A 23,588-nucleotide genomic window follows, 5' to 3' on the forward strand; every position below is an offset into this window, starting at 1 on the left:
AGCTACTTCAGCGTATAGAGAAACGCCGCAATGTCGCGCGCGTCCTTCTGCGGGATACCCATTCTCGGCATGGCGTTGCCGGGCAACGCACGCTGCGGATCTTCGATCCAGTCAGCCATGTTGTCCGGCGAGTTCCGGATGTAGCCGGCAATGTAGGTGCGCGTCCCGATGCGATGCAGGGGCGGACCGACATTGCCTTCGGCACCGGCGATGCCTGGAATATCGTGACAGCCGCCGCACCGATACTGCTTGACGAGGTCGGCACCCCGACGCGCATCGCCCATGAAATTGTCCGGGCCCGCAGCCTTGCCTTGTTCACAAGACGCGGCCACCAGCGCCAGTATTGCGGCAATGAGCAATCGTGCGAGGGTGCTCATCATCGGCATCTCCGGTCAATTCACGGCTTCTGGCCGAAACTGAAGGCCTTGGTGGCGGACCAGGGATCGGTCGTCGAGACCTGCTCGGTCGGGACTTGCTCGACCTCGGGCGACAGCGGGTTGGCCGAGAAGGTGCGGCCCCATTGCCGGGTCGGCTCGTTGCTGAGCTTGCCGATATAGGTGACGAGATCCCAGATCACGCTGTCAGGCAGCACGCCGCCCCAGGCCGGCATTCCGTTCGGCCGTCCCTGGTAAATCGAAAGATAGATGTTCTCGGGCTGCGCACCATAGGTGAAGGTGCTGTTGCTCAGCGCCGGTCCCATGCCGCCGCCGCCATTGGCCGCGTGACAGCCGACGCAGTTGAAGTTGACGTAATAGGTCATGCCGCGCTGCTCTGCGTTCGGATCGCCTTGCGCGGGGTTCTTGATCTGCGGCAGGTCCGGCTGCGCGCCGGGGTGAAGATGACTCACCGGAACCTGCATGAAGACGCCGGGCCTGCCGTTGCCGACGCTGCCGCCGAAATTGGGACGCGGCCCCAGCACTGGCTGCTGCGCCTCCTGGGATTGCGGCAGGCTCTGCTGGGCGAATGTCGTGCCGCTCGCGGACAACAGCAGCAACGACAGCATGCTTGTGCGCAACGACATCACTGATGTCCTCCCGAGGCCGTGACGGGCAACTCCACCAGAGGCACGCCATAGCTTCGTAGCAAGGCGTTGATCTCGGACCGGTGCTCGTCGATGAAGGCATTGAGACGGTCGCGCAGGGCGTGGTCGCCTTTGCGCACGCCCATCGCGATGGCGAACTGGAATTGCTGAGGCGCAAAGCGCTCGGTGTCCCGGATCGGCGTCACCGTCAGCGGCACTGGGGAGCGCTGCGCGAAATAACCCCCCAATGGTCCCCAGGCGGCGGCGACATCGATCTCGCCGCTCTCCACGGCCTCGATCAAGCGCGCCGGCGGATTGGCCTCGCGATAATCGCCGAAGATCGAGTAGCCGCGCAAATTGTCGACGATGCCGTGGTCGCCGAGCGCCTGGGCAGGCGGCGGATTGTTGCCGTCATCGCCGATCAGATGCACGCCGATCGTAAGATCGTGCAGGCGCGGGTCAAGCAGCGAGGAGAGATCGAGCTGACGATCCTGGCGCGTGACGAAGACATAGGTCGAGCGATAATAGGGCCTGGTCGTCTCCACGAGTTCGTAGCCGCCGGGCACGCCCATCACCACGTCGCATTGGCCGGCTTTCAGCGTGTTGCGGATGAAGCCGCGCCGCTGCGCCCACCACGTGGTGGAGACCTGCTCGCCGAAAGCCGCGGCCACCATGGCGGCCAGCTTGTTCTCAAATCCCGCCTCGCCGCTGTTCGAGAACGGCAGATTGTTCGGATCGGCGCAGACCCGAAGCGTGCCGTCCGATGCTGCCGCTGCGCTCGTCGCGAGTGTCAGAAAGCCGGCGATGATGGTGGCGCGCTTATTTCGCGGGCGCATTGCTGCTGTCCTCACCATTCGCGCCGCCAAGTTTGAACACCAGCAGCTCACTGCCGCCTGCGGTGTAAAACGGCAGGTCCTGCATGGCGCCGGTGAAGCCCAGTGCGCCGTTGCGCACGCGTTGATCAACCTCCGCATTGGCGACGACGCCCGGCCAGCCGCCGACACCTGAGAGGATCGCGATGTATTGCTGTCCGTCGGAGCCGCGATATGAAATCGGCTGGCCGATGAATCCGGAGCCGGCGCGGAATTGCCAGAGCACATGCCCATCCTTGGCATCCACGGCCTTGAACAGGCGATCCATGGTGCCGTAGAAGGCGACGTCGCCGGCAGTCACCAGCGCGCCGCTCCAGACCGGCAGCTTCTCGCGGATCTCCCAGACCTTCTTGCGTGCGACAGGGTCCCACGCCATGAACTCGCCGCGATGGCCGCCTGGCCCCGCATACATGTCGACATCGGCGCCGACATAGGGCGTGCCAGCGATGTAGCCGACCTGCGATGCCTTGAAATTCATGCAGAGATGCTGGTGCGGCACATAGAGCAGCTTGGTGCGCGGCGACCATGCGGTCGGTTGCCAGTCCTTGGCGCCCGGCGCGGCCGGGCAGATGTTCTCGACGGTCTTACCGGCGAGTGGCGTCTTCTCCTCGTTCGGAATGATCTTGCCGGTCTTGAGATCGACGCCCTTATAGGCGTTGATGAAGTCAAAGGCGTCCGCCGAGATCACTTCACCGGTGGCGCGATCGATCACGTACATGTAGCCGTTGCGGCCCGGGTGGATGAGAACCTTGCGCGTCTGCCCGTTGAGCTCGAGATCGACCAGCACGTTCTCGTTGATCTCGTCGTGGTCGAACAGGTCGTGCGGGTTGATCTGGTAGGCCCATTTGGCGCGGCCGGTGTCGGGGTCGCGGGCGAAGATCGTGGTGCTCCAGAGATTGTCACCACTGCGCTGGTTGGCGTTCCACGGGCTCGGATTGGCGGTGCCGTAGTAGATCAGATTGAGCTCGGGATCGTAGGAGATCCATCCCCACATCGTGCCGCCGCCGACCTGCCAGCGATCGGCGGGCCACGTCTTCACGCCGAGATCCTTGCCCTTGAGATTGTCATAGAAGGGCTTGAAGTCGTCGCCGATCAGCACGTCCTTGTCCGGCCCTGTGGCGTAGGCGCGCCACGCGATCGCGCCGGTGTCTTCATCGAGCGCGGTGACCCAGCCGCGCACACCCATCTCGCCGCCGCTGTTGCCGACGAGCACCTTGCCCTTGACCACGACGGGCGCCATCGTGATGGTCTCGCCCTTGTTGATCTCCCCGAGCTTGGTGTGCCACAGCTCTTTGCCGGTCTTGGCGTCGAGCGCGACGCTGTGGTTGTCGAGCGTATTCAGGAAGATCTTGCCGTTGTCGAACGCGAGCCCGCGACTGACCACGTCGCAGCAGGCAACCCCTGCGGCCGCGGGCTCGGGCTTCGGCGCGTAGGACCATTTCAATTCGCCGGTCGTGGCGTTGAGGGCGAAGACGCGGTTGGGGTAGGGGCCTGCATAGGGGCCGACCACATACATGGTGCCGTCGACCACCAGCGGCGCCGCCTCCTGGCCGCGGTCGGCGCCGACCGAGAAGGTCCAGGCAAGCTGAAGGCGCGATGCGTTGGACGCGTTGATCTGGTCGAGCTCGCTGTAGCGCGTATTGGCGTAGTCGCGCGCCGCCATCGGCCATTGGCCCGGATCTTTCATGCGGCCGGCGAGATCGCTCTGGGCCGACGCCGACGACAGCACGGCACAGCAAGCGCTGAGGACAACTGGAATCCGCTTCAGCAAACGCGTGAGACCACGCACTAACATATGTAAAGATCTCCACGGCAGTGATGAGGCCGTGCCGCGTTGCAGGCCGGTTTGCGAACGTACAAACGTTGCGCCTCCGCTTGGTTCCAAGAGCAGAGGCGGGCTATCTCACCACGTTGCCGGATACGCCGGCGCCGAGATCGACTGCGATCTGATCTTCCTTGCCGTTACACTTGGGATGCCCGAATCCCGAGGGGCTTTTGCCGTCGAGCCCGATGTCATAGATGATCGCGTCTTTCATGTTGGGGCTGACGCCGGCCGGCACGCGGTCGAGCCCGAGCTGATGACGCACGCGCCAGGCCACGTTGTGATCCGCGCAGGAGCTGTCGCCACTGACGCCCAGCGCGCCGGCAATGCCGTTGCCGTCATAGAGGGCCAAGCCGCCGCCAAACACGATCGTCCCGCCGATCGGCTTGCCCACCATCGGATCGTGGGACGTGCCGAATTGCTCCGGTGTTCCCGCGTACAGGACCTCCGGGGACGGCGGGTTGCCGAGGGCCGCACCGAACAGGAACCCGCCAGGCTGCGCGCCGGCATAGAGGTTGGCCGTCGCGATCGCCTTGTCCTTGAGGCTGAATGCATTGGCCGTGTTGGCCTTCTCGGCCGCGATGGCCCGGCTGCCCAGCCACTGGTCGTCGACCTTGCCGCCGCTATAGGCGACCGCGCAGACAATGCCCTGCCGATTGACGACGGCAGCCCATTCGTTGTTGTCCAATCCGCCATTGCTCGGCCCGCCGCCCGGCTTCACGTTCTTCTTGAGCGTGTCGGCGAGCTGATCATGGTCGACTGGGCAGGACAGTGCCGGATGGGGCTGGTCCTGTGCGAGGGAGCTTACCGACATCGAAGATGCGGCGGCTGCCACTACAGCTGCCGCCATGACGGAGAGTTTACCCATATCGCCTCCGGGGATCTGATGTTTGGCAGGCGAACGTCGGACTCGAACCTGCGGTTCCTATGAAAAGAGCGCATCTCTCAGCCGGCATTCCGCGCGAGCGACAGGCGCGTATGCGCATCGTTCGCCGTCAGCCACCGATGAGCAAAGAACAACGCCGCGCCCGTGTACAGGATGCCCATCGGCACCCACATCAGGATGCCCGCGAGCTGCTGATCTTCAAGCGGCGACAGGCCGAATTCACCGGCCAATGCGCCCTGAGCCGGAATCCAGAGCCGCGGCGACACCGTCAGCAGGGCGCCGAGCAGGCCGGAATGCAGGATGGTGATGAAGAGGCAGCCGATCGCGATGCCGTCGCGCACGCGGCTGCTGCGATCCTGTCCACGGCCGTAGAGCAGCACCCACCAGAACAACAGCGCCGTCGCAAAGAAGCTGATGTGCTGGAAACGATGCACCCCGGGATTTTCCAAGGCCCAGACATACAGAGGCGGGACGTGCCAGGCCCACAGCGCTACGCCATGAAGCGCTGTTGCGCTGACAGGATGGCTGATGAAATGCCACGGCACGGCCAATATCGGCAGATTGAGAAACCGGCCGGCTGCCGGTCGAAGTGATGACGGCAGGCTCCACAGCAGAGGGCCGTTGATCCGTGCATAGGCCATCAGCGGAGCGGCGACGACCATGAGCAATTCGTGCTCGACCATGTGGGCGGTAAAGAGGCGTTCGCCGAGCCAGTGCAGCGGCGAAGTCGTGGCAAGCGCCGTGATCAGCCAGCCGGTCCAGAATGCGCCGACCTGGCGGAAGCTGACGCCCCGGCCTCCGCCCGCTTGTCGCCACAGACGCTGCGTCCCGATATAGAAGGCGATGCCGACCGCGTAGAGCGGAGCGAGCAGCCAGGGATCGTAGCTCCAGAGCGATCCGGTATCGACATCCGAAAGGCCGTGGGCAAGGGCCGGCTGCGCAAGCAGCGCCAACAACAATATCGTAATCCTCAGCGCAGGCATGGGCTGATCATCAGGGAGGCAGCGAGCTGGTTGGCAATGACCAGCGCGAACAGCACGCCACTGCCGACGCCGAGCCAGGCCATGAAGGTGCTCGGCCCGCCGCCTTGTGCATCGGCCCATTCAGCCCCGGCTCTGCGCCGAACCGCGCGGGCCGAAATGGCCGTGCCCAAAAGGGCGATAATAGCCAGAGCAGCGCTCATGATCGCGCCGGAGGTTCTGGTGGTCTCGCAAGAGAAATGCGCGAGCGCGTAGATGCCTTGCAGATTGATTCCCCATGCCAGCGGCCCAAGGGCGACGCCGGCCCAATACAGCAGTCTGCTGCGTCCGTCAGTGTCGGTCATAGGCGCGGCACCCAATCGAGCAGGACATAGAGCGGCAACCAGGCAAGCACGACGAAATTCCAGTAGAACACGTTGTCGGTCACGTCGCTGAAGCGACGCGGCTTGGCGTGCCGCGTGAACATCAGCACTGCCAGCACGACGGTGTCGCCCAGGTCCGTCGCGAGATGCGTGGTGTGCAATCCAAGGATGAGCCAGACGATCGACCCGTAGGCCGAATTGTCCCAGCGGGTGTTGAGATGCGCGAACTCGAAGCCGCGGAGCACCAGCAGCGCAATGCCGATCAGGGACATCACGATCAGGCCGAGACGGACTTTCGGCAGATCATAGCGATAGGCCGCGCGGTTGGTGTACTCGTTGGGGATGATGCTCAGCAGATAGAGCACAACCTCGACCGTCCCGGGCCAGAGATCGGGCGGTGACGCACCGATCGGCCAGCTCGCATTGATGGCATAGAGGTAGAGATAGGCGCCGACGGCGATCGCGAAGCCCATGCCCTCCAGGGCCATGAAGCCCATGGCGCCCCACCAGGGTCCGCTGCGCGGGCCGAAGCCGAAGGTCGGCAGGTCGGAGACGTCGCGTACGATGGTCTGCCTCACGCCTCGTCCTCCTTGCTGCCCGTCGGCCAGAACCAGCCGATCAGGGCGATGGCCATCGGCGGCGTGCCCCACAGCACGGCCCAGGGCGTGAAGATCGATCCGATGAAGAAGATCGTCGTCGCGATCGCCGCGAGCAGCGGCCAGATGCTCGGCTCGGGCGAAGCCTCGCGGACCTGCGGCTCGGCTTCCGCAAGCGACGTCAGCAGCACCTCCCGCCGCTCTGCACTGAGGCCCGCGACCACGGGCAGGCTTTCGCCATCGGCCCACAACGGGTCGCGGTGCTTGACGACGGGAATGCGGTCGAAGTTCTGCGGCGGCGGCGGCGAGGCGGTCGCCCATTCCAGCGTCGAGGCGTTCCAGGGATTGTCACCGGCGAGCGTGCCCTTTCGCGCGCTGTAAACGACGTTGATGAGCAGCAGCGCGAAGCTGAGCGCGAAGATGAGCGCACCGCCGCTGGACAGCAGGTTCAGATGCGCCCAGTCCATGTCGGCGGTGTAGGTGTAGACCCGGCGCGGCATGCCGATCAGTCCGAGAATATGCATCGGAAAAAACGCGATGTTGAAGCCGATGAAGGCCAGCCAGAAATTCCAGCGCCCGAGCCTTTCGCTCAGCATGCGCCCGGTGATCTTGGGAAACCAGTAATAGACCGCGCCGATCAGCGGGAAGACGGCGCCGCCGATCAGCACGTAATGGAAGTGGGCGACAACGAAATAGGTGTCGTGCACCTGGGTGTCGATCGGCACCGAGGCGACCATCACGCCGGACAGCCCGCCGAGCACAAAGATCACGATGAAGCCGAGCACGAACAGCAGCGGCGTCCGGTAGACCGGCCGTCCGTCCCAGAGCGTCGCCAGCCAGCAGAAGATCTGCAGGCCGCTCGGCACTGCGATCAGCATGCTGGACGCCGTGAACAGGCCGGCGCCAAGTTGAGGCAGGCCCGTCACGAACATGTGGTGGACCCACAGACCGAACGACAGGAAGCCGGTCGCGATCAGCGAGAGAATGACGACGGGATAGCCGACCACCGGCCGGCGGGCGAACGTCGCGAGGATTGCCGAGACCATGCCGGTGCCCGGAATGAAGATGATGTAAACCTCGGGATGGCCGAAGAACCAGAACAGATGCTGCCAGAGCAGGGGATGGCCCCCCGAGGAAGAGTCGTAGAAGCGCGTATTGACGAGGCGGTCGAGGATCAGCGACGTCGATGCCACCATGATCGAGGGCATTGCGAACATCACCAGGAAGGCCGTGACCAGCATCGCCCAGACGAAGAGGGGAATGCGGTCGAGCGTCATGCCGGGTGCGCGCTGCTTGAACACGGTCACGATGATCTCCACGGCAACGGCGAGCGCGGCGACCTCGGTGAAGGTGATCATCTGCGCCCAGACGTCCGGGCGCTTCGTCGGCGTGTACTGCAACGAGGACAGCGGAACGTAGGCAAACCAACCCACGTCCGGACCGACATTGAGCGCGAAGGAGATCCAGAGGAAGCAGCCTCCGAACAGGAACATCCAGTAGCTGAAGGCATTCAGGCGTGGGAAGGCGATGTTGCGCGTGCCGACCATCAGCGGCACGAGGTAGACGGCGAACGCCTCCATGACCGGCACGGCGAACAGGAACATCATGGTCGAGCCGTGCATCGTGAAGATCTGGTTGTATTTGTCCGCCGACAGGAAAGTGTTCTCGGGGCCTGCGAGTTGAATGCGCATCAGGACCGCAAGAATGCCGCCGAGAAGCAGGAAGACGAAGGCGGTCACGATGTAGCGGCGCCCCACGACCTTGTGATCCACCGACATGAGCGCGCCGGGCAGCCCCGATGGTGTGCGCCAGATCCGCTCGAGTTGCTGGGAGAGCTGGAAGCCGTTCAGGACGTCGTCGCGCAGCTGGTTTTTTTCAGCGGCCATGCTCACTTGAGCTGCTCCAGATAGTGAAGGATCGCAATGAGCTCGTTCGATTGCAGCGGCATCTTCGGCATGAGATTGCCCGGCTTGATATGCTGAGGGTCGGAGATCCACGCACCGAGCGTCGCTGGATTGTTCGGCAGCGTTCCCGCCGCGATGGTCGTGCGGCTGCCGACATGCGTGAGATCGGGGCCAAGCTGCCCGCCGGCCAGCGTGCCGCTAATGTTGTGGCACAGCGCGCAGCCCCGCGCGCGGAACAACGCCTCGCCCTGCCTGCCGAGCTGATCCGCAGGGCTTTGCGCGCTCTGGTTCTGGTGATCGCGCCAGCGGCCGAATTCGTCCGGCGGCAAGGCGATGATATCAAAAGCCATGTGGGCATGCTGGAGGCCGCAGAACTCGGCGCATTGTCCGCGATAGACCCCGGCATTCTTCGCCGTGAACTGCAGCTCGTTTTTTTGGCCGGTGATGAGGTCCATCTTGCCGGTCAGGCTGGGCACCCAGAAGCTGTGGATCACATCGGCCGATTCCAGCTCGACTTTGATCGGTTGACCGGTGGGGATCCGGATCTCGTTCGCAGTCACGAAGCTCTGGTGCGGACTGTCGGCTTCATAGTGAACCTCCCACCACCATTGGTGGCCGATGATCTTGAGTGTGAGGGCGTGCTCGTCCTTGGCGAAGACGTTACGCTGGCCGGCATAGCTGACAAAGGAGAGCCCGAGCACGATCACGGTTGTTGCCACGCCGAGCCCCAGGACGAGGCGGCCTGCACGTTGCTCGAAGCCCTCGTGGAGGTCGAGCGGCGTATGGGTGGCACGCTTCCGGCGCAGCATTCCAACGGCGAGGACGAGGACAACTGCGATCCAGACGATCGCCGAGACGGCGAGGAAAATGAAAAGCGTGGACCGGACCTGGTCGGATTGCAGCCCCTGCGGGTCGAGCGCTGACTGCCGACCCGCACAGGCGGCCAGCGGCCAGGTCGTGCACAGTATCAGAACCGTTCGCACCCAGACTGGCATAGACGCTTCGCCGAACTCCCGCTTCAGGGGCGGAACCGACCAATCCTACAAAGGTTCCTAATCGCGGCGCTAGAACGGCCAACCTCTGGCGGCGACGAAGATGGCTGCGTCCCCAGCCGCCATCAGCAGCAGGATGGCAAGGACAGCGATCATGGCGCCTGGTTGGGCGAGCACGCGCAGCTCTTCCAGCATGTATCGCTCCTCGCTCGATCGCTTCTGCAATGTTGCGGCGACCGGGAGGTTCCTGTTCTGACGTGGTTTGACCGTCACCGTCACGACCACGCCGGAACGAAGCCGCGCTAGCGGGCTTTCTTGACAGAAAACTCGACGGGTTGAACGTGCCGCGCTATCATTTTGATTTGGTGGATTCCAGGACGGTGACCGACGAGGGTGGTGCCGAGTTGGCGGACGACATTCAGGCGCTCGATGTCGCTGAAGAGATTGCAAGACGCCTCTCCAAGGAGCGTCCCGAGCTACGAGGCCGTCACTTCGCGATCCTTGTGACCAACCAGGAAGGCGACGAGATTGGCCGGGTGCCCTTGGACCTCCTGCACTGAGGTCTGGTTCGGCAAGGCTCTCCGAAAGGTTTGATGTGAGATGTCGTTGACCATCGGCGTGATCTCCGACACGCACGGCCTGCTGCGGCCGGAGGCGGAGCGCCGCTTGGCCGGCGTATCCCATATCATTCATGCCGGCGACATCGGCGCTGCCGAGGTCGTTGAGAGACTTCGCCGAATTGCACCGGTCACAGCGATCAGGGGAAATGTCGACAGCGGCGCGTGGGCAAGATCCTATCCTGAGACTGAAACCCTGCCCTTGGCGGGCGCTGCTTTTACATTCTGCATGACCTCAACGCCCTGAGCATTGTCCCGGCTGATCTCGGCATCGATGTCGTGGTGTCGGGCCATTCCCATCACTTGCAGATCAGCACTCGGGACGGCGTGCTTTACCTCGAAGCGCCGGGCGACGCAGGTTCAAGCTGCCGATCACACTGGCAACGCTCGAATGGGACGAGGACGGTCCCCTCCGCCCCGTCATCCACGACCTCGACCACGTTTGACGGGGCCGGGCCGGCCGAGAATGAAGCATCGGCCGGCTTCCAAACGGCGGCGCGCGAGGATGACATCATGCCCCTGATTTGCCCGACGTCGCAACCAGGAGTTCGTAAAATCCGCAACATCACGCGACGCACGCTAAGTTATTGATTTTGCTTGGCCCGGCTACTGTGCATGGGGTTGTTTTCGCGTTTTAGAACGTCATCACGTGCGCTCCGCAAGGGTTAGTCGTCCGCGGGCCGTACGGCCCGTCCTGCCTGCGGCGATTGCCGGCGTCAGCGCCGGGGCATCGGTCGCGATGCGAAGCGCGAAATAGGCAATGGTCGCCTGCAGGCCGTCTTTCAGCGGCACGCGCGGGCGCCATCCCAGTGACCGTTCGGCGATGTCGATGACGGGCTTGCGACGCTTGGGATCGTCCGTGGGCAGCGCCTCGAAGCGAAGCGGGGACGTCGAACGGGTGTACGACAGGACTTCGCGGGCGATGGCTTCGATCGTGACCTCATGCGGGTTGCCCAGGTTGCACGGGCCAGTGACCTCGGCCGGGCTCTCCATCAGAAGCTGCAATCCGCGCACGAGATCGTCGACGAAGCAGAAGCTTCTGGTCTGGGTCCCACGGCCGTAGATGGTGATCGGTTCGCCGCGCAAGGCCTGTACGATGAAGTTCGACACGACCCGCCCGTCGTTCTCGAGCATGCGTGGTCCATAGGTATTGAAAATGCGCGCGACCTTGATCTCGACCCCGTGCTGCCGGTGGTAGTCGAACATCAGTGTTTCTGCGGCGCGCTTGCCCTCGTCGTAACAGGCGCGCGGACCGATTGGATTGACGTTGCCGAGGTAGGATTCCGGCTGGGGGTGGATTTCAGGGTCGCCATACACCTCGCTGGTAGATGCCTGGAGCACGCGCGCCGACTTCCGGCGCGCAAGCTCGAGCATGTTCATGGTGCCGATCACGCAGGTGTTCATCGTGCCGATCGGATCCTTCTGGTAACTGCGCGGCGAGGCCGGGCAGGCCAGGCTGTAGATCCGATCGACGGGTTCGTCGATGTCCAGCGGCTCACGCACGTCCTGGTCGATGAAGCGGAAATTCGGATGGTTGAGCAGTGGCCGGATGTTTGCCATCGTGCCGGTGAACAGGTTGTCGAGACAAATCACCCTGTGTCCGTGCTGCAGGAGCGCGTCGCACAGATGCGAGCCGATAAACCCGGCGCCACCGGCGACCAACGTGGTCGGGGTCGGGCGCGGGGCACGAATGCGAGTCTGAAACGTCATGGTCGTCTCCCTTTAGAGTTCGGCGACCTGCACCGGCCGGATTTCAGGCAGTCGCTTGGATTTCCGACGCCGCCGCGCGGAAGCCTCCAGATAGAAGGTCTCCAGCTGCTGCGCCCGATGCTCCGACGTGTGATCAGCAAGAACCCGCCGTCTCGCGTTCTCCGCAATCTGTCGTCGGCGTTCTTCAGGGATGTCCCGCAGGATCTCGATCACCTCCTTTGGCTCGGAGACGATGAGGATTTCGGAGGACGGCTCGAATATCGTTTCAAGGCCTGGCCATCGGTCCGAAATAATCGGTGTTCCGCAGGCCGCCGCCTCGAACAGGCGAACGCTGGGTGAGAAGCCAAGCGCGCGCATGTCGCTCCGCGTCGCATTCAGGGTGAAGCGCTGTTCGGAATAGAACGTCGGATGCTGCTGCGGCGTGAGATGCTCGATCCGGGTCACATTGGCGGGCCAACTGATGTGCTCGGGGTATTGTGCCCCTGCGACCACAAATTGCTCAGCCGGCAAGGCGCGGGCAGGCGCCAGAAGCAACTCCTCGAGAACAGGCTGCCTGTCGCCGCTGTACGTTCCGAGGTAACCCAGCGACCATTTTGGCTTCGCTGGCCTGGGTGCATACAGATTCGTATCAGCGCTGCAATAAAGCGCTCGCGCCAGCGGGCTGCCGTAGTTCTCCTCGATCATCTGCGGGACCGGACCGCCGGTAAAGGACAGATACAAATCAAAACGCGGAATCATTGCCGCAGAAATGTAATCGAGGCCTTGCTCGAGGCGAGACAGCGTGACCGGCGTATCGATGTCGTAGAAGGCGGTAATTCCCTGAGCATGGCTCGTCACCCAGTCAGAGATCGCGATGCCGTCAGGCACGTACGAGCCGACCATCACCAGATCGGCAGCGCGGATGAGCGATCCGAAGCGGGATGGGATGTCGCTGAGCGATTGATAGAGGTGGACGTTCCACGCGGAGGGATTGACCAGATCGCGATGATTCCGATACCAGGCGACGTCGCGCTCAAGGAAGCTGACGCGGTGGCCTCGCTGTGCCAGGGCTTCGATCAGGGCGCGGTAGGTCGTGGCATGACCGTTGCCCCATGAGGATGTGACCGAAAGACCGATGACGACGATGTTGAGGTTCATTCTGCTGCCTCTATGCGTGAGCTGCTTCCGACAAAGAGTTCGTTGAACTGGCGCGCGCGATGCCGGTAGGTGTGGTGATTGAGGATGCGCGCGCGGGCGCGGCCGGCGATGGCCCGGGCGCGATCGGGGGTCAAAGCGTTGATGTGGCCGGCCACCTCCGCTGCGGTCGCCGCGACCAGAACCTCGTGGTCGGGCTCCAGAAAATAATCGATTCCTTCCCATTGATCGGTAATCAGGCAGGCGCCGGCGCCGACGGCCTCGAACACGCGTGTCGGCGGCGAGAAGCCGTAGCGCGCCATGCTGTCGCGATTGACGTTGAGCGTGGCGAGAGCCGAGCCGAAGAAGCCGTTGTGATCGGCGGTGCCGACGTGTCCGACTTTGCGCAGATTGGCCGGCGTCTGCTTGGTCTCCCAGCCGGAGCCGCCGAGCACGAAGCTCTTTTCCGGCAAGTGACGCGCGACCTCGATGAAGAAGCGCTCGACGCGCTGCTCGCGATCGGGGAGCCGGTTCGCCAGCAGACTGAGATCGCAGGCGTAGCGCGCGATCCGCGGTGCGGGGAAGTGGGTTGCTGGATCCAGCGCATTGTAGATCGGTATGCAATCGCGAGCACCCCTGGCGCGGTATGCGGACACGACCGGCTCGCCGCCGCCATAGGTCAGCACCATGTCATAGGACGCGATGACGCTGCGCAAATGATGCTGCGGGCTCTGATCGATCGCTTCGAGCGTCGCCGGCGCGTCGACATCCCAGTAGATGCGCATGGCTCTCGAGGGGATGGTCGCGGCCGCAATCTCAAGCTCCTCGTCGAAGACCCCGACGCCGCTGGCCTTGATCAGCATGTCGGCAGACTTGGCGGCGGCTTCCAGGCTGCCGCGCCAGCCGTCCGACGTTGCCGGATAGACGACCACCCGCGCCCAGTCGGGGTCGTCGATGTCGCGATGCGCCTGTCGTTCGAACGCGTCCGGCTCGAAGAAGGTGACCTCGTGTCCGAGCGTCGCAATTTCCTTCAGCATGCCGCGATAGTAGGTCGCAGCGCCGTTCCAGTAGGACGATACGAGGCTCGATCCGAAGAAACAGATCCTCATGCGACCGCTCCGATGGTTGACTTGCGCTGCGACTGGCCCGTGGCCCGGATGCCCTCGACGATTTCAAGGAGCTGGTGCGCGCGATGGCGGCAGGTGTGCTTTTCGCGGATCACACGGAACCCTGTTTGCACCATCGCTGACGACATCTCGTGGTCATCCAGGAGGGCGCGCAATGCCTGTTTCATCTGTGCGCCATCGGCAACCCCGAGATAGGCGCCCTCGGGGAATAGGCCCTCCGCATCCGACCAGGGTGCGGAGACCAGGGGAATGCCGCAGGCCATCGCTTCGAAGACGCGGATGGTGGGTATGCCCGGAAGAGAACGGACATAGGGCGCCCGTGGCACATGCACCGTCGCACGTGCGCTGGCAAAGGCCGCGGGAGCCCAATGTGCCGGCAGCCAGCCGCCGTATCGGATACCGGCCGCTCGAATCGTCTCGAGAGCCGCGTCCGAGTACCGGACGCCATAGATGCTGGCCCGGAGCTTCAAGTCGGCGACCGGCTCGACGAGGAACTCGTTGAGCTCGGCGCCGCGCTCGCCGTCGCCCCAATTGCCGATCCAGATCAGATCGTCGGTGCGCGCGATGTCCGGCAGCGGGTGGTACAAGGCGGTATCCGCCGCCTCGTGCCAAGTGAAGACGCGGTCCGCCCATCCAAGCTTCAGGTAGATCTGCCGAAGCACCTCGCCGAAGGCAAGCACGCCGTCGAAGCCATCGAGGTCGAACTGTGCCAATTCGTCTGGCGCGCTGACCGCGCGGTGGTGGGTATCGTGAAACAGCAGCGTGTAGGGAGCCCCTTGCGCGCGCCTGCGTCCGAGCTGCGCGATCAGACCGGGGGAATTCCACTCGTGGACGATCACAAGATTTGCGCCGTCAATGGCACGGTCGAGGTCGGGGAAGGCATCATAGCGGCGAATGTCGATCCCGGGCAGCAGCGCCGGGATGTCGTCGAGTGCATGCGGACCGCCTTCTCGTATCGCATTCAATCGGCTCCAGCCATCGATCGGCTCGAAGACGACGACCTCATGACCCAGCGCATGCAACTCGCGCGCGTAGCCGCGGAGAAAGTGTGCGTTGCCATTGTTCCAGCACGAGGTGAACGCATGGTAGAACAGAACGCATTTCATGCCCGCACCTCGATCCGGTCTTCTCTGGTCGCGACAGACTGCGTCGCGATCAAGCTTTCGTAGAGTCTCAAATAAGCGCTGGTCATTCGCGCCCGCGAATAGGTCAGCGAATGCTCGTAGGCAGCGCGCTGGAGCCGCGAGCGCTCGCGCGCGTCCGCGCAAAGATCCGCGAGGACATGATACAGCGCGTCGGTGTCGGCCGGATCGACGAAGATGGCGGCTCCGTTCCAGAGCTCCCTGAACGTCGAGATGTCGGACAGGACGAGCGCGCAGCCGGCTGCCGCGGCCTCCAGCACCGAAAGGCCGAACGGCTCATAGAGCGCCGGACTCACAAAAATTGCTCCATGCCGAAGGCGGGCGTGCAGGGCTTCCGGCGACAGGTGGCCCAGCCAGGTGACCGAAGGGGAGGGGCTCGCATCGGCGGCACCTGCGACTTCGACAGGCCAAGCCAATCCACGCGCCGCGGTCGCAAGAGCTTGGATGTTCTTGGCGCGGTCCCAAAGCCGTCCGGCCGCGAAGATCAGCTCCTGTTTTCGTCCGACGAAATCGCCCGGCGCGATCCCGTTCCAGATCACTGTGCCTCTGGAACGAGGACCATAGATATCATCAATCGTGTCGTGAAAGGATTGGCTCGGGCACACCCAGGCCTGCGCCTGGTCGAGAGCCGCGGCAACGCGTTCGGTGTAGCGGCGCCACCGCGGCTCCTCAAGCCACGTCGTGTCCCGGCACGCTTGCGCCCAGGAATTGACGCAGGAATGCGCCACCAGCACCGTCGGCGCATGCCAGCCGAAACCTGCTTCGCGGAAGCTATTGAGGTGAACGACATCCGGCCTGAGCTTGGCTTCGAGGCTGGCGAGCACGCGGCTCGCGTCGGCCACATCGGCGCCTTCAGGGTCCTGCCACTCGAGCGCAAGATCCGTCTCGATCAGACGCACGCGGGACCGCTGCAGGCGCTCCCGCTCGTCTGTCCGCGCGCGAGGACCCATCGTGACCAGGACGACGTTGACACCAGCGTTTGCGAGATCGGAGGCGAGACCGCAGGAATAGGTCCACACGCCCCCCACGGTGTCGGTGGTCATCAGCAGCCTGATGTGCGAACTGCGGCTCATGGCGCCACCTGGAGTTCGAGTGCATCGAGCGGAACGGGGCGATCGTTCTGGACGTCGCTGAACCGGTCGAACATCGCGAGATAATGCTGATGGGCGCGCTCCCAGGCGAAGTCGTCGGGCTCGCCCCATAATTTGCGGTAGTCCGGCGATCCCGGGTAGGGATAGAGAGGGACTGGGTCATTGGCCCAGACGCCGGCGTCCTGCATCTGGCGACGCCAGCGCTGCACGACCGGATCGTCGTCCTCGGGCATTTCAATCAAATTGGCCTGCACGAAGGGAACGTGACGACGCGCTTCGGACAGCCGCTCTGCCAGCTGATCGGTGCTCATTCTGCAGTTCTTGGCAAGCGCAGCGCGCCCCTCAACTGTCAGGCTCTCGATCCCGGCCTCGATCGAAACGCAACCGGCGCGGCCGAGCAGGGCGAGCATGTCCGGTTTCCAAAGGTCGATCCGGGTCTGCACGCCGAATTTCAGATCCCGCGTCGTCAGCTCCTGCAGCAGCTCGGCGTTCGGGAGAAAGATCTCGTCGATGAAGTAGACATATTCGATGCCCTGGCTACGGAGGCCGTCGATCTCATCGAGAATGATAGCGGGCGGACGCTTGCGATAGGCGTTGCGGAAGTTGTCCTTGGCGCAGAACGTGCAGCTGTAAGGACAACCTCGCGAGGCCTCGACCTCGGCACCAGGTGCAAGCGGCTCGGCTTCAAAGCGATGATGGTGATGGTGATGCCGGCGAATCATCTCGTCGGGCCAGTGCAGCGGCGGCTGATCCGTAAAGCGGGCAGCCTGGGGGCCACCATTGACCTGGACGGAAGCTCCGTCCCGAAGGCACAGGCCAGCAAAGTCGCGTTCGCCGTTGGCCAGGCGGAGCAACGAGATCTCGCATTCGCCCATGATGACGATGTCGGCACCGAGCTTTTTCAGCGCCGCCTTTGGTGTGGTCGAGCCGTGAGGGCCGACCGCGACCAGGACAGGTGCGAGGTCCCGAACCGTAAGCGCGAGCTGCTGCGGCACACGGAGCTCAGGGGGGGCGCAACGCCAGAACAGATAGGTCGGGGCTGTGGTGATGGCGACCAGATCCGGATCGAACGCGCGCAGCTCGGCTTCGATGTCGGTAAGCGACAGGTCGAACATGTGGGCGTCAATCAGCAGCGTCTCGTGTCCAGCCGCCTTCAGGTGGTGTTCGGATATGCCGAGCTCCAGCGGCAGGTGAGGCGATCGGCAGCCGAAATAAATGCTGCCGCCGAACTCCCAGTTGGGATTGATGAGGGCGACCCGGGTCATGCCAAGGCCTCGCGGCTGCTATCTGATGATCCGAAGCGGCTGTACAGCCAGGTGTGGAGCGAGCGAAGTCCTTCCGCGAGCCCAACCTGCGGCGCCCAGCCAAGCGCCGCGGACGAGGCGCTTGTATCCGTGACGTACCAGGGCTGATCGCCCGGACGCCAGTCAGCGAAACTGTAGGCGACGTCCCGGCCTGTTAGCTCACCAATCTGGTCGATCAATTCTAGCAGACTGATCGCATTGCGCGGACCGCCACCGAGATTGAAGACCCGTCCGCGGACTAGCTCGATGCGATCAAGCGCTGCTAGCCAGGCATTGACCGCATCCGAGACGTGGAGCGCGTCGCGAACCTGCTTGCCGTCGCCATAGATCGTGAGCGGATTTCCTCGAATCGCGCTCAGCAAAAAGTGTGCAATCCAGCCTTGGTCCTCGGTGCCGAACTGACGCGGGCCGTAGATGCAGCTCATGCGCATCACGACCGTACGAAGTCCGAACACGCGGGCGTAATCGTGAACGTACTGGTCCGCAGTGCCCTTGGAGCAACCGTAGGGGCTATAGAAATCGAGCGGCGTCTCTTCGGAAACACCGCCAGCCAGACCGTCACTCGTCGGCACATAGCGCCGGCCGGACAGCGTGATCGCGCTGTCGTCGATCAGACGACCGTAGACCTTGTTGGTCGAGGCGAAGATGACAGGCGCCGGCGGATTGTGCAGGCGAACGGCTTCAAGCACGTTCAGCGTGCCGCGGGCATTGATCTCGAAATCGGAAGCGGGATCGCTCACGCTGTCGGTGACGGCGACCTGCGCGGCCAGGTGCAGAACCGCACGGGCTTCGCGGACGGCATCGATGACGGGAATTGGCTCGCGGATGTCGGCGATGGTCACCGCCACCCGGTCTCGGTGCCTCGACTTCAGCCACTGAGCATTCTCTCGCACGCCAGCGCGGGCAAGGTTGTCGAGTACCAGCACGTTATCGCCCCGTTCGGCGAGCCGGTCGGCAAGATTGCAGCCGATGAAGCCGCAGCCTCCGGTGATCAGAACAGGTCTGTTGTCAGTCATCACGCAACCAATCCTCGTTGCAGCAACTCGCGGGTAGCCCGCTCGGCTTGATCGTCGGCGATCTGGTCGGCAAGGTATTCTGCCAGCTCTTCAAGGCCGTCCTTGAAGTGGATGTGCGGAACGAAACCGAGCACGTCGCGAGATTTTCCGATATCGGCAAAGCAGTGTCGAATGTCGCCTGCACGGTATTTTCGGGTGATCTCGGGCTCGACGTCGGGCCGCCCCATGACGTCCGCTAGGTCCTGGGCAACCGATAAGATATTACGGCTCTGGCCCGAACCGACGTTGAAGACGTCCTGGGCGTGATCAGCCTCGAGTGCCATGCGGCACGCACGAGCCACGTCGTGCACATGAACGAAATCGCGGCGCTGCAGGCCGTCCTCGAACACCAGCGGCGGTCGTCCATTGAGTAGCCGGGCGGCAAAGATCGCGAGCACCCCGGTGTAGGGATTGGAGAGGGCCTGGCGAGGACCGAACACGTTGAAGAAGCGCAGCGCCAAGGTCGGAATACCGTACGCCTTGCCCGTGATCAGGCACATCCGCTCCTGCGCATATTTGTTCAACGCATAGATCGAGCTCAGCGAAGGCTGCTTCGTCTCGGGAGTGGGAACAGGCTCAAGGGGACTGCCGGCCTTGTCGCGCAATTCCCAGTCGCCGTTGCGGAGTTGTTCGATCGGCCGTTCGTCACAAGCGATCACGCTTTGATCGGCGCTGCGATAGAGGCCTTCGCCATAGATGCTCATCGAGGAGGCCACCACCAGCCGTTCGACGGGACGCTTTGACAGCGCCTGCAGCAGCACGGCGGTGCCCACCTCATTGGTCCTGACATAGGGCTCGATGTCGTACATGCTCTGGCCGACGCCGACCGCGGAGGCGAGGTGCAGGACCATGTCGGTCCCTCGCAGAGCGCGTTCGACAGCGTCGGCATCGGTCACGTCTCCGATGATGAGCTCCGCGTCGGCGGCGAGATAGGAGGGGCGCTGACGGTTGCCGCCGTGGACCTGTGGCGAAAGATTGTCGAGCAGTCTGACCTCGTAGCCAGCGGCCAAAAGGCTGTCGGCCACATGCGATCCGATGAATCCCGCGCCACCCGTGATCAATACTCGCGTCATTCACCGCTCCGTGCGCATGGAGACCGATCCTGCGGGATCGACCCGGATGAGTGTGGAAGCGCGCTTTGCTCTCGGTCGGGCGACCCGCGCGCCAGTCACGTTCGAAGTTAGAAGCGGTGCAAGGAATGTTGGTTCCTGCAAAATGTACAAACGAAAATTTCTCTAACCTGGGTCAATAACCTGGGTGAATCGCTGAGCGAGCTTTTTAAAAACCGACGCCGTGAAACGGGGCCGGTAGGTCGAGATGCCTCGCGACAGTTGCTCCAATATCGGCAAAGCCAGTCCGCCGACCGATGCGATGAGCGCGTTTGGCGTTGGCCACGAGAATAGGCACCTGTTCGCGCGTGTGATCAGTGCCGGCCCAGGTAGGATCGCAGCCGTGATCCGCGGTGATGATCAGGAGATCATCGTTTCGCAGCCGGTCGAGCAATTGCAGCAGTCTTGCGTCGAACGCTTCGAGCGCGGCGGCATATCCGGCGACGTCCCTGCGATGGCCGTAGGCCATATCGAAATCGACGAAGTTGGCAAACAAGAGTCCGCCCTCCGCCAGGCCGTCCAGTCCGTCAAGGGTGGCATCAAAGAGGGCATCGTTGCCATCACCTCGCGTGTTCCGTCCGGTTCCGCGGTGCGCGAAGATGTCGTCGATTTTGCCGATGGATACTATGTCGCGACCGTCACTTTCGGCGATGTCCAGGATCGTGCGTTCCGGGGGAGGAACGGAAAAATCACGGCGGTGCGCGGTTCGCCTGAATCCGGTGCTGGGAGTGCCGACGAACGGCCGCGCAATGACGCGACCGATATTCAGGGGATCGACCAGTCTGCGTGCGGTCAGGCAGACATCGTAGAGGCGTCCGAGCCCAAAGGTGTCCTCATGCGCCGCGATCTGGAACACACTGTCGGCGGAAGTGTAGCAGATCGGCTCGCCGCTCTGCATGTGGCGCTCGCCAAAGTCGGCGATGATCTGTGTCCCCGATGCATGGCAGTTTCCGAGAATCCCGGGCAAATCGGCCTGCGCGCACAGGCGCCGCATCAGGTCGGCGGGAAAGCAGGGCACGGTTCTCGGAAAATACCCCCACTCGAAGGGGACGGGTACGCCGGCGATTTCCCAATGTCCTGAAGGGGTGTCCTTGCCTTTCGATAGCTCGGTCGCACATCCGAATTGCGATGTCGTGGCGCGAACATCGAGGCCCGGCGGTGTGCGCCCGGTGGCCAATTGGCAGGCTTGGCCAAGGCCGAGCGCGAGCAGGTTGGGAACACGGAGCGGCCCCTCCCTGCTCGCATTGTCGGCTTTGCCGGCGAGGCAGGCTTCGGCGATGTGGCCGACCGTATCTGCGCCCTCATCGCCATAGCGTGCAGCGTCGGGCGCAGCGCCGATGCCGACGGAATCCATCACCAGGATCAGGGCACGCATGTCGGCTCCGTCGCGGCCGGTTGCGGTGAGGCCGCCTGTGCCAACCCGGTCCTCGTGCAATAACGTTCGACCATCAGGGCGCAGAAGTCGGCGAACTCGTTCGCGTCCTTGGGCGGGCTGGTGTGGTGGGGCGCGATCCCGCGATGTTCCGGCGTGAAGCAGAATGTCACGGTGACCTGGAATTCGGCCAGGGCGTCCATCTGGCGGTCGAACCAATCAAGGGCATTGGGACGGAAACTGTCGGCCCAGGAGAGCCCCGTCCGGAGATGGATCACGCCAAGACGGCGCATCCATTCGGCTGCCTGATGCAGGCGATGATCCTCAAAGTGAAACCACTGGCAAAGTCCGAGGTCACGCGCGTATTGGCCGAACTTGTCCAGCGCGAGTTTTGGTCTGCCATCTTCCCGTAGCAGCCCCATATGGAAATGCCGGTAGTAGGAGGACCCTTCGGCTTCCTTGTGCCGGGTCGTTGCCTCCCAGGCGGCGGGCAGGTCGTAAAGGCTGTACCAGTGGATCCGCGGTGCGTAGCCGATCAGGAGCTCGGCGGTGCGCGACAGGCCCCAAGCCTGGACCTCTTCAGCACCGAACGATGAAACGCCGACTTCGGTGACCCAGACGGGGAGCGAAGTCGCCGCCCTGATATCCTCGAGCTTGTTCGGCCATTCCCCGATCTGCCAGAGATTCCAGTCGAGTGGAAAGCCATGCACCGCCACCGCATCGACATGATCGAGAACGCCGCGCGCCTGCATGTTGCGGATGAAGGATGGATCGATCGGCGATATGCCGCCCAGCACGCGCGGCAAGGTCGGATGTGCCGTGCGGATAGCCTTGCCCGCGGCGATCGCGGTGTCGGCAAACATCGCCCAGTCCGGGTCGATCAGGAGGTCCCAATGCGATTTGTTATTCGGCTCGTTCCAGATCTTGGCAGCTTCGATCATCAGCCCACCTTCCGCGACGGATAAACGGGGCCATCGGTCTGCGGCCGCTCCGTTCGTCTGCAGAGATAGACCTCGCCTTCAGGATGCGCCGTGATGGCAAAGCCGGAGCTGCGAAGCATGGCTTCCACGCAGGCACGATTGGGAATCCACCAGTTGGTGGGATCGTCCGCATATTTGTGCTCGACGAAGTGAAGCTTGGGATAACCCGGAGCGTCGAATTGATCCGTGGTCCAGAAGTCATAGTTCTTTTCGATCGGCTCGACCTGGCTGTCGCCGCGAAGCATCGACTGGAACAGCAGGAGATCGCCGGCGACATGCTCGTGGATCAGGTCAAGCGCTAGCAGGGGATGCCGCAGGTGATAGAGCACACCCATGAAGATCACGAGGTCGAACTTTTCGCGGAGCTGCCCGACGTCGTAGGCGGACATCTTGCGGAATTCGATGCGCAGCCCGTTGACTTCCGCAGCGAAGCGGGCCTGCGCCAGATACTCTTCGTCGGTGTCGAGGCCGAGCACGCGCTCGGCACCACGCCGCTTCATTTCCATCGCGTAGAAGCCGGCGTTGCAGCCGATGTCCAGCACGGTCTTGCCTTCGAGCCGGTCGGGAATGACACCGGAGAACCGTCGCCATTTGACGTTCGGATAGTCGCCGAGAAAATGCGTGGGCGCCGTCGGGACGCCATCGAGATCGAGATTGTGAAACCATGGACCGAGTGCATCGACGCGCCGGCGGATTTCGTCACGGGAAAGGGCCGGTCGGGTCATGCGATCACTCCGTTGTTTGTCATGGGTGCTGCCGGGGTTGTTTCCGCCGATGCGCCGGCCCACAGGCGCGCACGACCATTGCCGGCGCTGGTCTCGGCAAGCAGCGCCATCGCGGTGCGATAGCCATCGATCGTGCCGACATCGACATAGGACTCGCCGGCTTTGACCCCGGTGCCGTGGCCGCCGGCGGCGAGGTAAGCATTGACCAACGTTCCGAAATATTCATCGCAGCGGTCGCGCTCATTCCACAAAGCCTGCAGCTCGCGAAACCCGCGTGCGGACATTCGGAAGGCGCCCCAGATCCATTTGGAGCTCGCGTTGCGTTGCTTGACCTGGATTTCGGTCACACGATCGCCATCAAGCACCACGGCGTCGAAGAATTCCGGATGTTCTACGGGAAACAGCAGGAACGACAGATCAGCGCCCGGCAGCGCGCGCAGGGCGGCGGCGGGAAACCAGACGGTGTCGGGCAGCCCGACAATCACGTCCTCGTCTCTGCCGACAACCGTACTCGCCCTGAACACGGCGTCGCACAAGCCAAGGGGCTCCGGCTGCACGACATAGGCGAGCTGGGCGGTGCCGTAATGGTCGCCGAAATATTCGAGAATGTCGGACTTGCCCGGCGAAATGACGAAGCAGATCTTGTCGGCTCCGCCCAGGATCAAGCGCTCGAGGAGATACTCGGACACCGCGCAAGGACGTGCGGTGCCGTCATCGCCGCGGCTGCCGACGGGAAGCAGTTCTTTTGAAAAGGCGAGCGGCTGGATGCGGCTGCCGCGACCGGCAGCCGGGACGATTCCCCACATGG

24 protein-coding genes and 1 pseudogene are annotated in these 23,588 nt (G+C 63.4%); 2 read left to right on the forward strand and 23 right to left on the reverse strand.

Annotated features, from left to right (window positions below; all coding sequences use genetic code 11):
- Positions 1–2: 2 nt before the first annotated feature.
- The 11 genes from IVB01_RS27770 to IVB01_RS35525 all read right to left on the reverse strand — a co-directional run bounded on the left by IVB01_RS27770 (position 3) and on the right by IVB01_RS35525 (position 9,630).
- Positions 3–380 carry a c-type cytochrome gene (locus tag IVB01_RS27770; RefSeq protein ID WP_247495017.1) on the reverse strand — a complete coding sequence of 126 codons (378 nt, stop codon included), beginning with the start codon at positions 378–380 and terminating at the stop codon, positions 3–5.
- Positions 381–397: 17 nt separating this feature from the next.
- The gene (locus IVB01_RS27775; protein ID WP_247495018.1) at positions 398–1,021 is read right to left on the reverse strand and encodes a cytochrome c; all 624 of its coding nucleotides are present in this window, start codon (positions 1,019–1,021) and stop codon (positions 398–400) included.
- Positions 1,021–1,857, reverse strand: coding sequence for a substrate-binding domain-containing protein (locus IVB01_RS27780; protein WP_247495019.1), 837 nt, complete (start codon positions 1,855–1,857; stop codon positions 1,021–1,023). Before IVB01_RS27780 ends, IVB01_RS27775 begins: the two co-directional genes overlap by 1 nt.
- On the reverse strand, positions 1,841–3,688 hold the full coding sequence (locus IVB01_RS27785; protein WP_256464873.1) for a PQQ-dependent dehydrogenase, methanol/ethanol family: 1,848 nt from the start codon (positions 3,686–3,688) through the stop codon (positions 1,841–1,843). Before IVB01_RS27785 ends, IVB01_RS27780 begins: the two co-directional genes overlap by 17 nt.
- A 103-nt stretch (positions 3,689–3,791) precedes the next feature.
- Positions 3,792–4,529, reverse strand: coding sequence for a heme-binding protein (locus IVB01_RS27790; RefSeq protein WP_247495066.1), 738 nt, complete (start codon positions 4,527–4,529; stop codon positions 3,792–3,794).
- A 131-nt stretch (positions 4,530–4,660) separates the two neighbouring features.
- Positions 4,661–5,584, reverse strand: a complete 924-nt coding sequence (locus IVB01_RS27795; RefSeq protein WP_247495020.1) for a cytochrome c oxidase assembly protein — start codon at positions 5,582–5,584, stop codon at positions 4,661–4,663.
- Positions 5,572–5,925 (reverse strand): hypothetical protein, encoded by a 354-nt coding sequence (locus IVB01_RS27800; RefSeq protein ID WP_247495021.1) that lies wholly within the window; start codon positions 5,923–5,925, stop codon positions 5,572–5,574. The genes IVB01_RS27795 and IVB01_RS27800 overlap by 13 nt, the downstream gene beginning before the upstream one ends.
- Complete coding sequence (locus tag IVB01_RS27805) at positions 5,922–6,521, reverse strand: cytochrome c oxidase subunit 3 (RefSeq protein ID WP_247495022.1); 600 nt, start codon at positions 6,519–6,521, stop codon at positions 5,922–5,924. The genes IVB01_RS27800 and IVB01_RS27805 overlap by 4 nt, the downstream gene beginning before the upstream one ends.
- Positions 6,518–8,425, reverse strand: a complete 1,908-nt coding sequence (ctaD, locus tag IVB01_RS27810) for a cytochrome c oxidase subunit I (RefSeq protein ID WP_247495023.1) — start codon at positions 8,423–8,425, stop codon at positions 6,518–6,520. The genes IVB01_RS27805 and ctaD overlap by 4 nt, the downstream gene beginning before the upstream one ends.
- Positions 8,426–8,427: 2 nt before the next feature.
- The gene (coxB, locus tag IVB01_RS27815) at positions 8,428–9,438 is read right to left on the reverse strand and encodes a cytochrome c oxidase subunit II (RefSeq protein WP_247495024.1); all 1,011 of its coding nucleotides are present in this window, start codon (positions 9,436–9,438) and stop codon (positions 8,428–8,430) included.
- Positions 9,439–9,507: 69 nt separating this feature from the next.
- Complete coding sequence (locus IVB01_RS35525; RefSeq protein ID WP_256464874.1) at positions 9,508–9,630, reverse strand: hypothetical protein; 123 nt, start codon at positions 9,628–9,630, stop codon at positions 9,508–9,510.
- Positions 9,631–9,776: 146 nt separating this feature from the next.
- Here IVB01_RS35525 and IVB01_RS27820 point away from each other — a divergent pair, with 146 nt between their 5' ends.
- Both IVB01_RS27820 and IVB01_RS27825 read left to right on the forward strand, forming a co-directional pair.
- The gene (locus tag IVB01_RS27820) at positions 9,777–9,995 is read left to right on the forward strand and encodes a hypothetical protein (RefSeq protein ID WP_247495067.1); all 219 of its coding nucleotides are present in this window, start codon (positions 9,777–9,779) and stop codon (positions 9,993–9,995) included.
- A gap of 40 nt (positions 9,996–10,035) precedes the next feature.
- Positions 10,036–10,498 (forward strand): annotated as a pseudogene (locus IVB01_RS27825) (metallophosphoesterase family protein).
- Positions 10,499–10,697: 199 nt separating this feature from the next.
- On the opposite strand, the gene IVB01_RS27830 reads toward IVB01_RS27825, so the two are convergent.
- The 12 genes from IVB01_RS27830 to IVB01_RS27885 all read right to left on the reverse strand — a co-directional run bounded on the left by IVB01_RS27830 (position 10,698) and on the right by IVB01_RS27885 (position 23,586).
- Positions 10,698–11,762, reverse strand: coding sequence for a UDP-glucuronic acid decarboxylase family protein (locus IVB01_RS27830; protein ID WP_247495025.1), 1,065 nt, complete (start codon positions 11,760–11,762; stop codon positions 10,698–10,700).
- Between the two features lie 12 nt (positions 11,763–11,774).
- A complete protein-coding gene (locus IVB01_RS27835; protein WP_247495026.1) occupies positions 11,775–12,899 on the reverse strand; it encodes a glycosyltransferase in 1,125 nt (374 codons plus the stop codon).
- On the reverse strand, positions 12,896–13,984 hold the full coding sequence (locus tag IVB01_RS27840) for a glycosyltransferase (protein WP_247495027.1): 1,089 nt from the start codon (positions 13,982–13,984) through the stop codon (positions 12,896–12,898). Before IVB01_RS27840 ends, IVB01_RS27835 begins: the two co-directional genes overlap by 4 nt.
- Positions 13,981–15,108, reverse strand: a complete 1,128-nt coding sequence (locus IVB01_RS27845) for a glycosyltransferase (protein WP_247495028.1) — start codon at positions 15,106–15,108, stop codon at positions 13,981–13,983. The genes IVB01_RS27840 and IVB01_RS27845 overlap by 4 nt, the downstream gene beginning before the upstream one ends.
- Positions 15,105–16,217: a glycosyltransferase family 4 protein gene (locus IVB01_RS27850; RefSeq protein WP_247495029.1), complete on the reverse strand. Its 1,113-nt coding sequence runs from the start codon at positions 16,215–16,217 to the stop codon at positions 15,105–15,107. Before IVB01_RS27850 ends, IVB01_RS27845 begins: the two co-directional genes overlap by 4 nt.
- Positions 16,214–17,500 (reverse strand): TIGR04295 family B12-binding domain-containing radical SAM protein, encoded by a 1,287-nt coding sequence (locus tag IVB01_RS27855; protein WP_247495030.1) that lies wholly within the window; start codon positions 17,498–17,500, stop codon positions 16,214–16,216. Before IVB01_RS27855 ends, IVB01_RS27850 begins: the two co-directional genes overlap by 4 nt.
- Positions 17,497–18,555 carry an NAD-dependent epimerase/dehydratase family protein gene (locus IVB01_RS27860; RefSeq protein WP_247495031.1) on the reverse strand — a complete coding sequence of 353 codons (1,059 nt, stop codon included), beginning with the start codon at positions 18,553–18,555 and terminating at the stop codon, positions 17,497–17,499. Before IVB01_RS27860 ends, IVB01_RS27855 begins: the two co-directional genes overlap by 4 nt.
- The gene (locus IVB01_RS27865) at positions 18,555–19,667 is read right to left on the reverse strand and encodes an NAD-dependent epimerase/dehydratase family protein (RefSeq protein ID WP_247495033.1); all 1,113 of its coding nucleotides are present in this window, start codon (positions 19,665–19,667) and stop codon (positions 18,555–18,557) included. Before IVB01_RS27865 ends, IVB01_RS27860 begins: the two co-directional genes overlap by 1 nt.
- Positions 19,668–19,872: 205 nt before the next feature.
- On the reverse strand, positions 19,873–21,078 hold the full coding sequence (locus IVB01_RS27870) for a phosphopentomutase (protein WP_247495034.1): 1,206 nt from the start codon (positions 21,076–21,078) through the stop codon (positions 19,873–19,875).
- Positions 21,066–22,016 (reverse strand): beta-xylosidase, encoded by a 951-nt coding sequence (locus IVB01_RS27875; protein WP_247495035.1) that lies wholly within the window; start codon positions 22,014–22,016, stop codon positions 21,066–21,068. Before IVB01_RS27875 ends, IVB01_RS27870 begins: the two co-directional genes overlap by 13 nt.
- A complete protein-coding gene (locus IVB01_RS27880) occupies positions 22,016–22,780 on the reverse strand; it encodes a TIGR04290 family methyltransferase (RefSeq protein ID WP_247495036.1) in 765 nt (254 codons plus the stop codon). Before IVB01_RS27880 ends, IVB01_RS27875 begins: the two co-directional genes overlap by 1 nt.
- On the reverse strand, positions 22,777–23,586 hold the full coding sequence (locus IVB01_RS27885) for a nucleotidyltransferase family protein (protein ID WP_247495037.1): 810 nt from the start codon (positions 23,584–23,586) through the stop codon (positions 22,777–22,779). The genes IVB01_RS27880 and IVB01_RS27885 overlap by 4 nt, the downstream gene beginning before the upstream one ends.
- Between the last annotated feature and the right edge of the window lie 2 nt (positions 23,587–23,588).

This window comes from Bradyrhizobium sp. 164 (assembly GCF_023073715.1).
Lineage (GTDB): Bacteria > Pseudomonadota > Alphaproteobacteria > Rhizobiales > Xanthobacteraceae > Bradyrhizobium.

Coding starts and splice junctions, on each gene's coding strand:
- IVB01_RS27770 (WP_247495017.1), bottom strand. CDS start 380: ATGATGAGCACCCTCGCACGATTGCTCATTGCCGCAATACTGGCGCTG.
- IVB01_RS27775 (WP_247495018.1), bottom strand. CDS start 1,021: ATGTCGTTGCGCACAAGCATGCTGTCGTTGCTGCTGTTGTCCGCGAGC.
- IVB01_RS27780 (WP_247495019.1), bottom strand. CDS start 1,857: ATGCGCCCGCGAAATAAGCGCGCCACCATCATCGCCGGCTTTCTGACA.
- IVB01_RS27785 (WP_256464873.1), bottom strand. CDS start 3,688: ATGTTAGTGCGTGGTCTCACGCGTTTGCTGAAGCGGATTCCAGTTGTC.
- IVB01_RS27790 (WP_247495066.1), bottom strand. CDS start 4,529: ATGTCGGTAAGCTCCCTCGCACAGGACCAGCCCCATCCGGCACTGTCC.
- IVB01_RS27795 (WP_247495020.1), bottom strand. CDS start 5,584: ATGCCTGCGCTGAGGATTACGATATTGTTGTTGGCGCTGCTTGCGCAG.
- IVB01_RS27800 (WP_247495021.1), bottom strand. CDS start 5,925: ATGACCGACACTGACGGACGCAGCAGACTGCTGTATTGGGCCGGCGTC.
- ctaD (WP_247495023.1), bottom strand. CDS start 8,425: ATGGCCGCTGAAAAAAACCAGCTGCGCGACGACGTCCTGAACGGCTTC.
- coxB (WP_247495024.1), bottom strand. CDS start 9,438: ATGCCAGTCTGGGTGCGAACGGTTCTGATACTGTGCACGACCTGGCCG.
- IVB01_RS35525 (WP_256464874.1), bottom strand. CDS start 9,630: ATGCTGGAAGAGCTGCGCGTGCTCGCCCAACCAGGCGCCATGATCGCT.
- IVB01_RS27830 (WP_247495025.1), bottom strand. CDS start 11,762: ATGACGTTTCAGACTCGCATTCGTGCCCCGCGCCCGACCCCGACCACG.
- IVB01_RS27835 (WP_247495026.1), bottom strand. CDS start 12,899: ATGAACCTCAACATCGTCGTCATCGGTCTTTCGGTCACATCCTCATGG.
- IVB01_RS27840 (WP_247495027.1), bottom strand. CDS start 13,984: ATGAGGATCTGTTTCTTCGGATCGAGCCTCGTATCGTCCTACTGGAAC.
- IVB01_RS27845 (WP_247495028.1), bottom strand. CDS start 15,108: ATGAAATGCGTTCTGTTCTACCATGCGTTCACCTCGTGCTGGAACAAT.
- IVB01_RS27850 (WP_247495029.1), bottom strand. CDS start 16,217: ATGAGCCGCAGTTCGCACATCAGGCTGCTGATGACCACCGACACCGTG.
- IVB01_RS27855 (WP_247495030.1), bottom strand. CDS start 17,500: ATGACCCGGGTCGCCCTCATCAATCCCAACTGGGAGTTCGGCGGCAGC.
- IVB01_RS27860 (WP_247495031.1), bottom strand. CDS start 18,555: ATGACTGACAACAGACCTGTTCTGATCACCGGAGGCTGCGGCTTCATC.
- IVB01_RS27865 (WP_247495033.1), bottom strand. CDS start 19,667: ATGACGCGAGTATTGATCACGGGTGGCGCGGGATTCATCGGATCGCAT.
- IVB01_RS27870 (WP_247495034.1), bottom strand. CDS start 21,078: ATGCGTGCCCTGATCCTGGTGATGGATTCCGTCGGCATCGGCGCTGCG.
- IVB01_RS27875 (WP_247495035.1), bottom strand. CDS start 22,016: ATGATCGAAGCTGCCAAGATCTGGAACGAGCCGAATAACAAATCGCAT.
- IVB01_RS27880 (WP_247495036.1), bottom strand. CDS start 22,780: ATGACCCGACCGGCCCTTTCCCGTGACGAAATCCGCCGGCGCGTCGAT.
- IVB01_RS27885 (WP_247495037.1), bottom strand. CDS start 23,586: ATGTGGGGAATCGTCCCGGCTGCCGGTCGCGGCAGCCGCATCCAGCCG.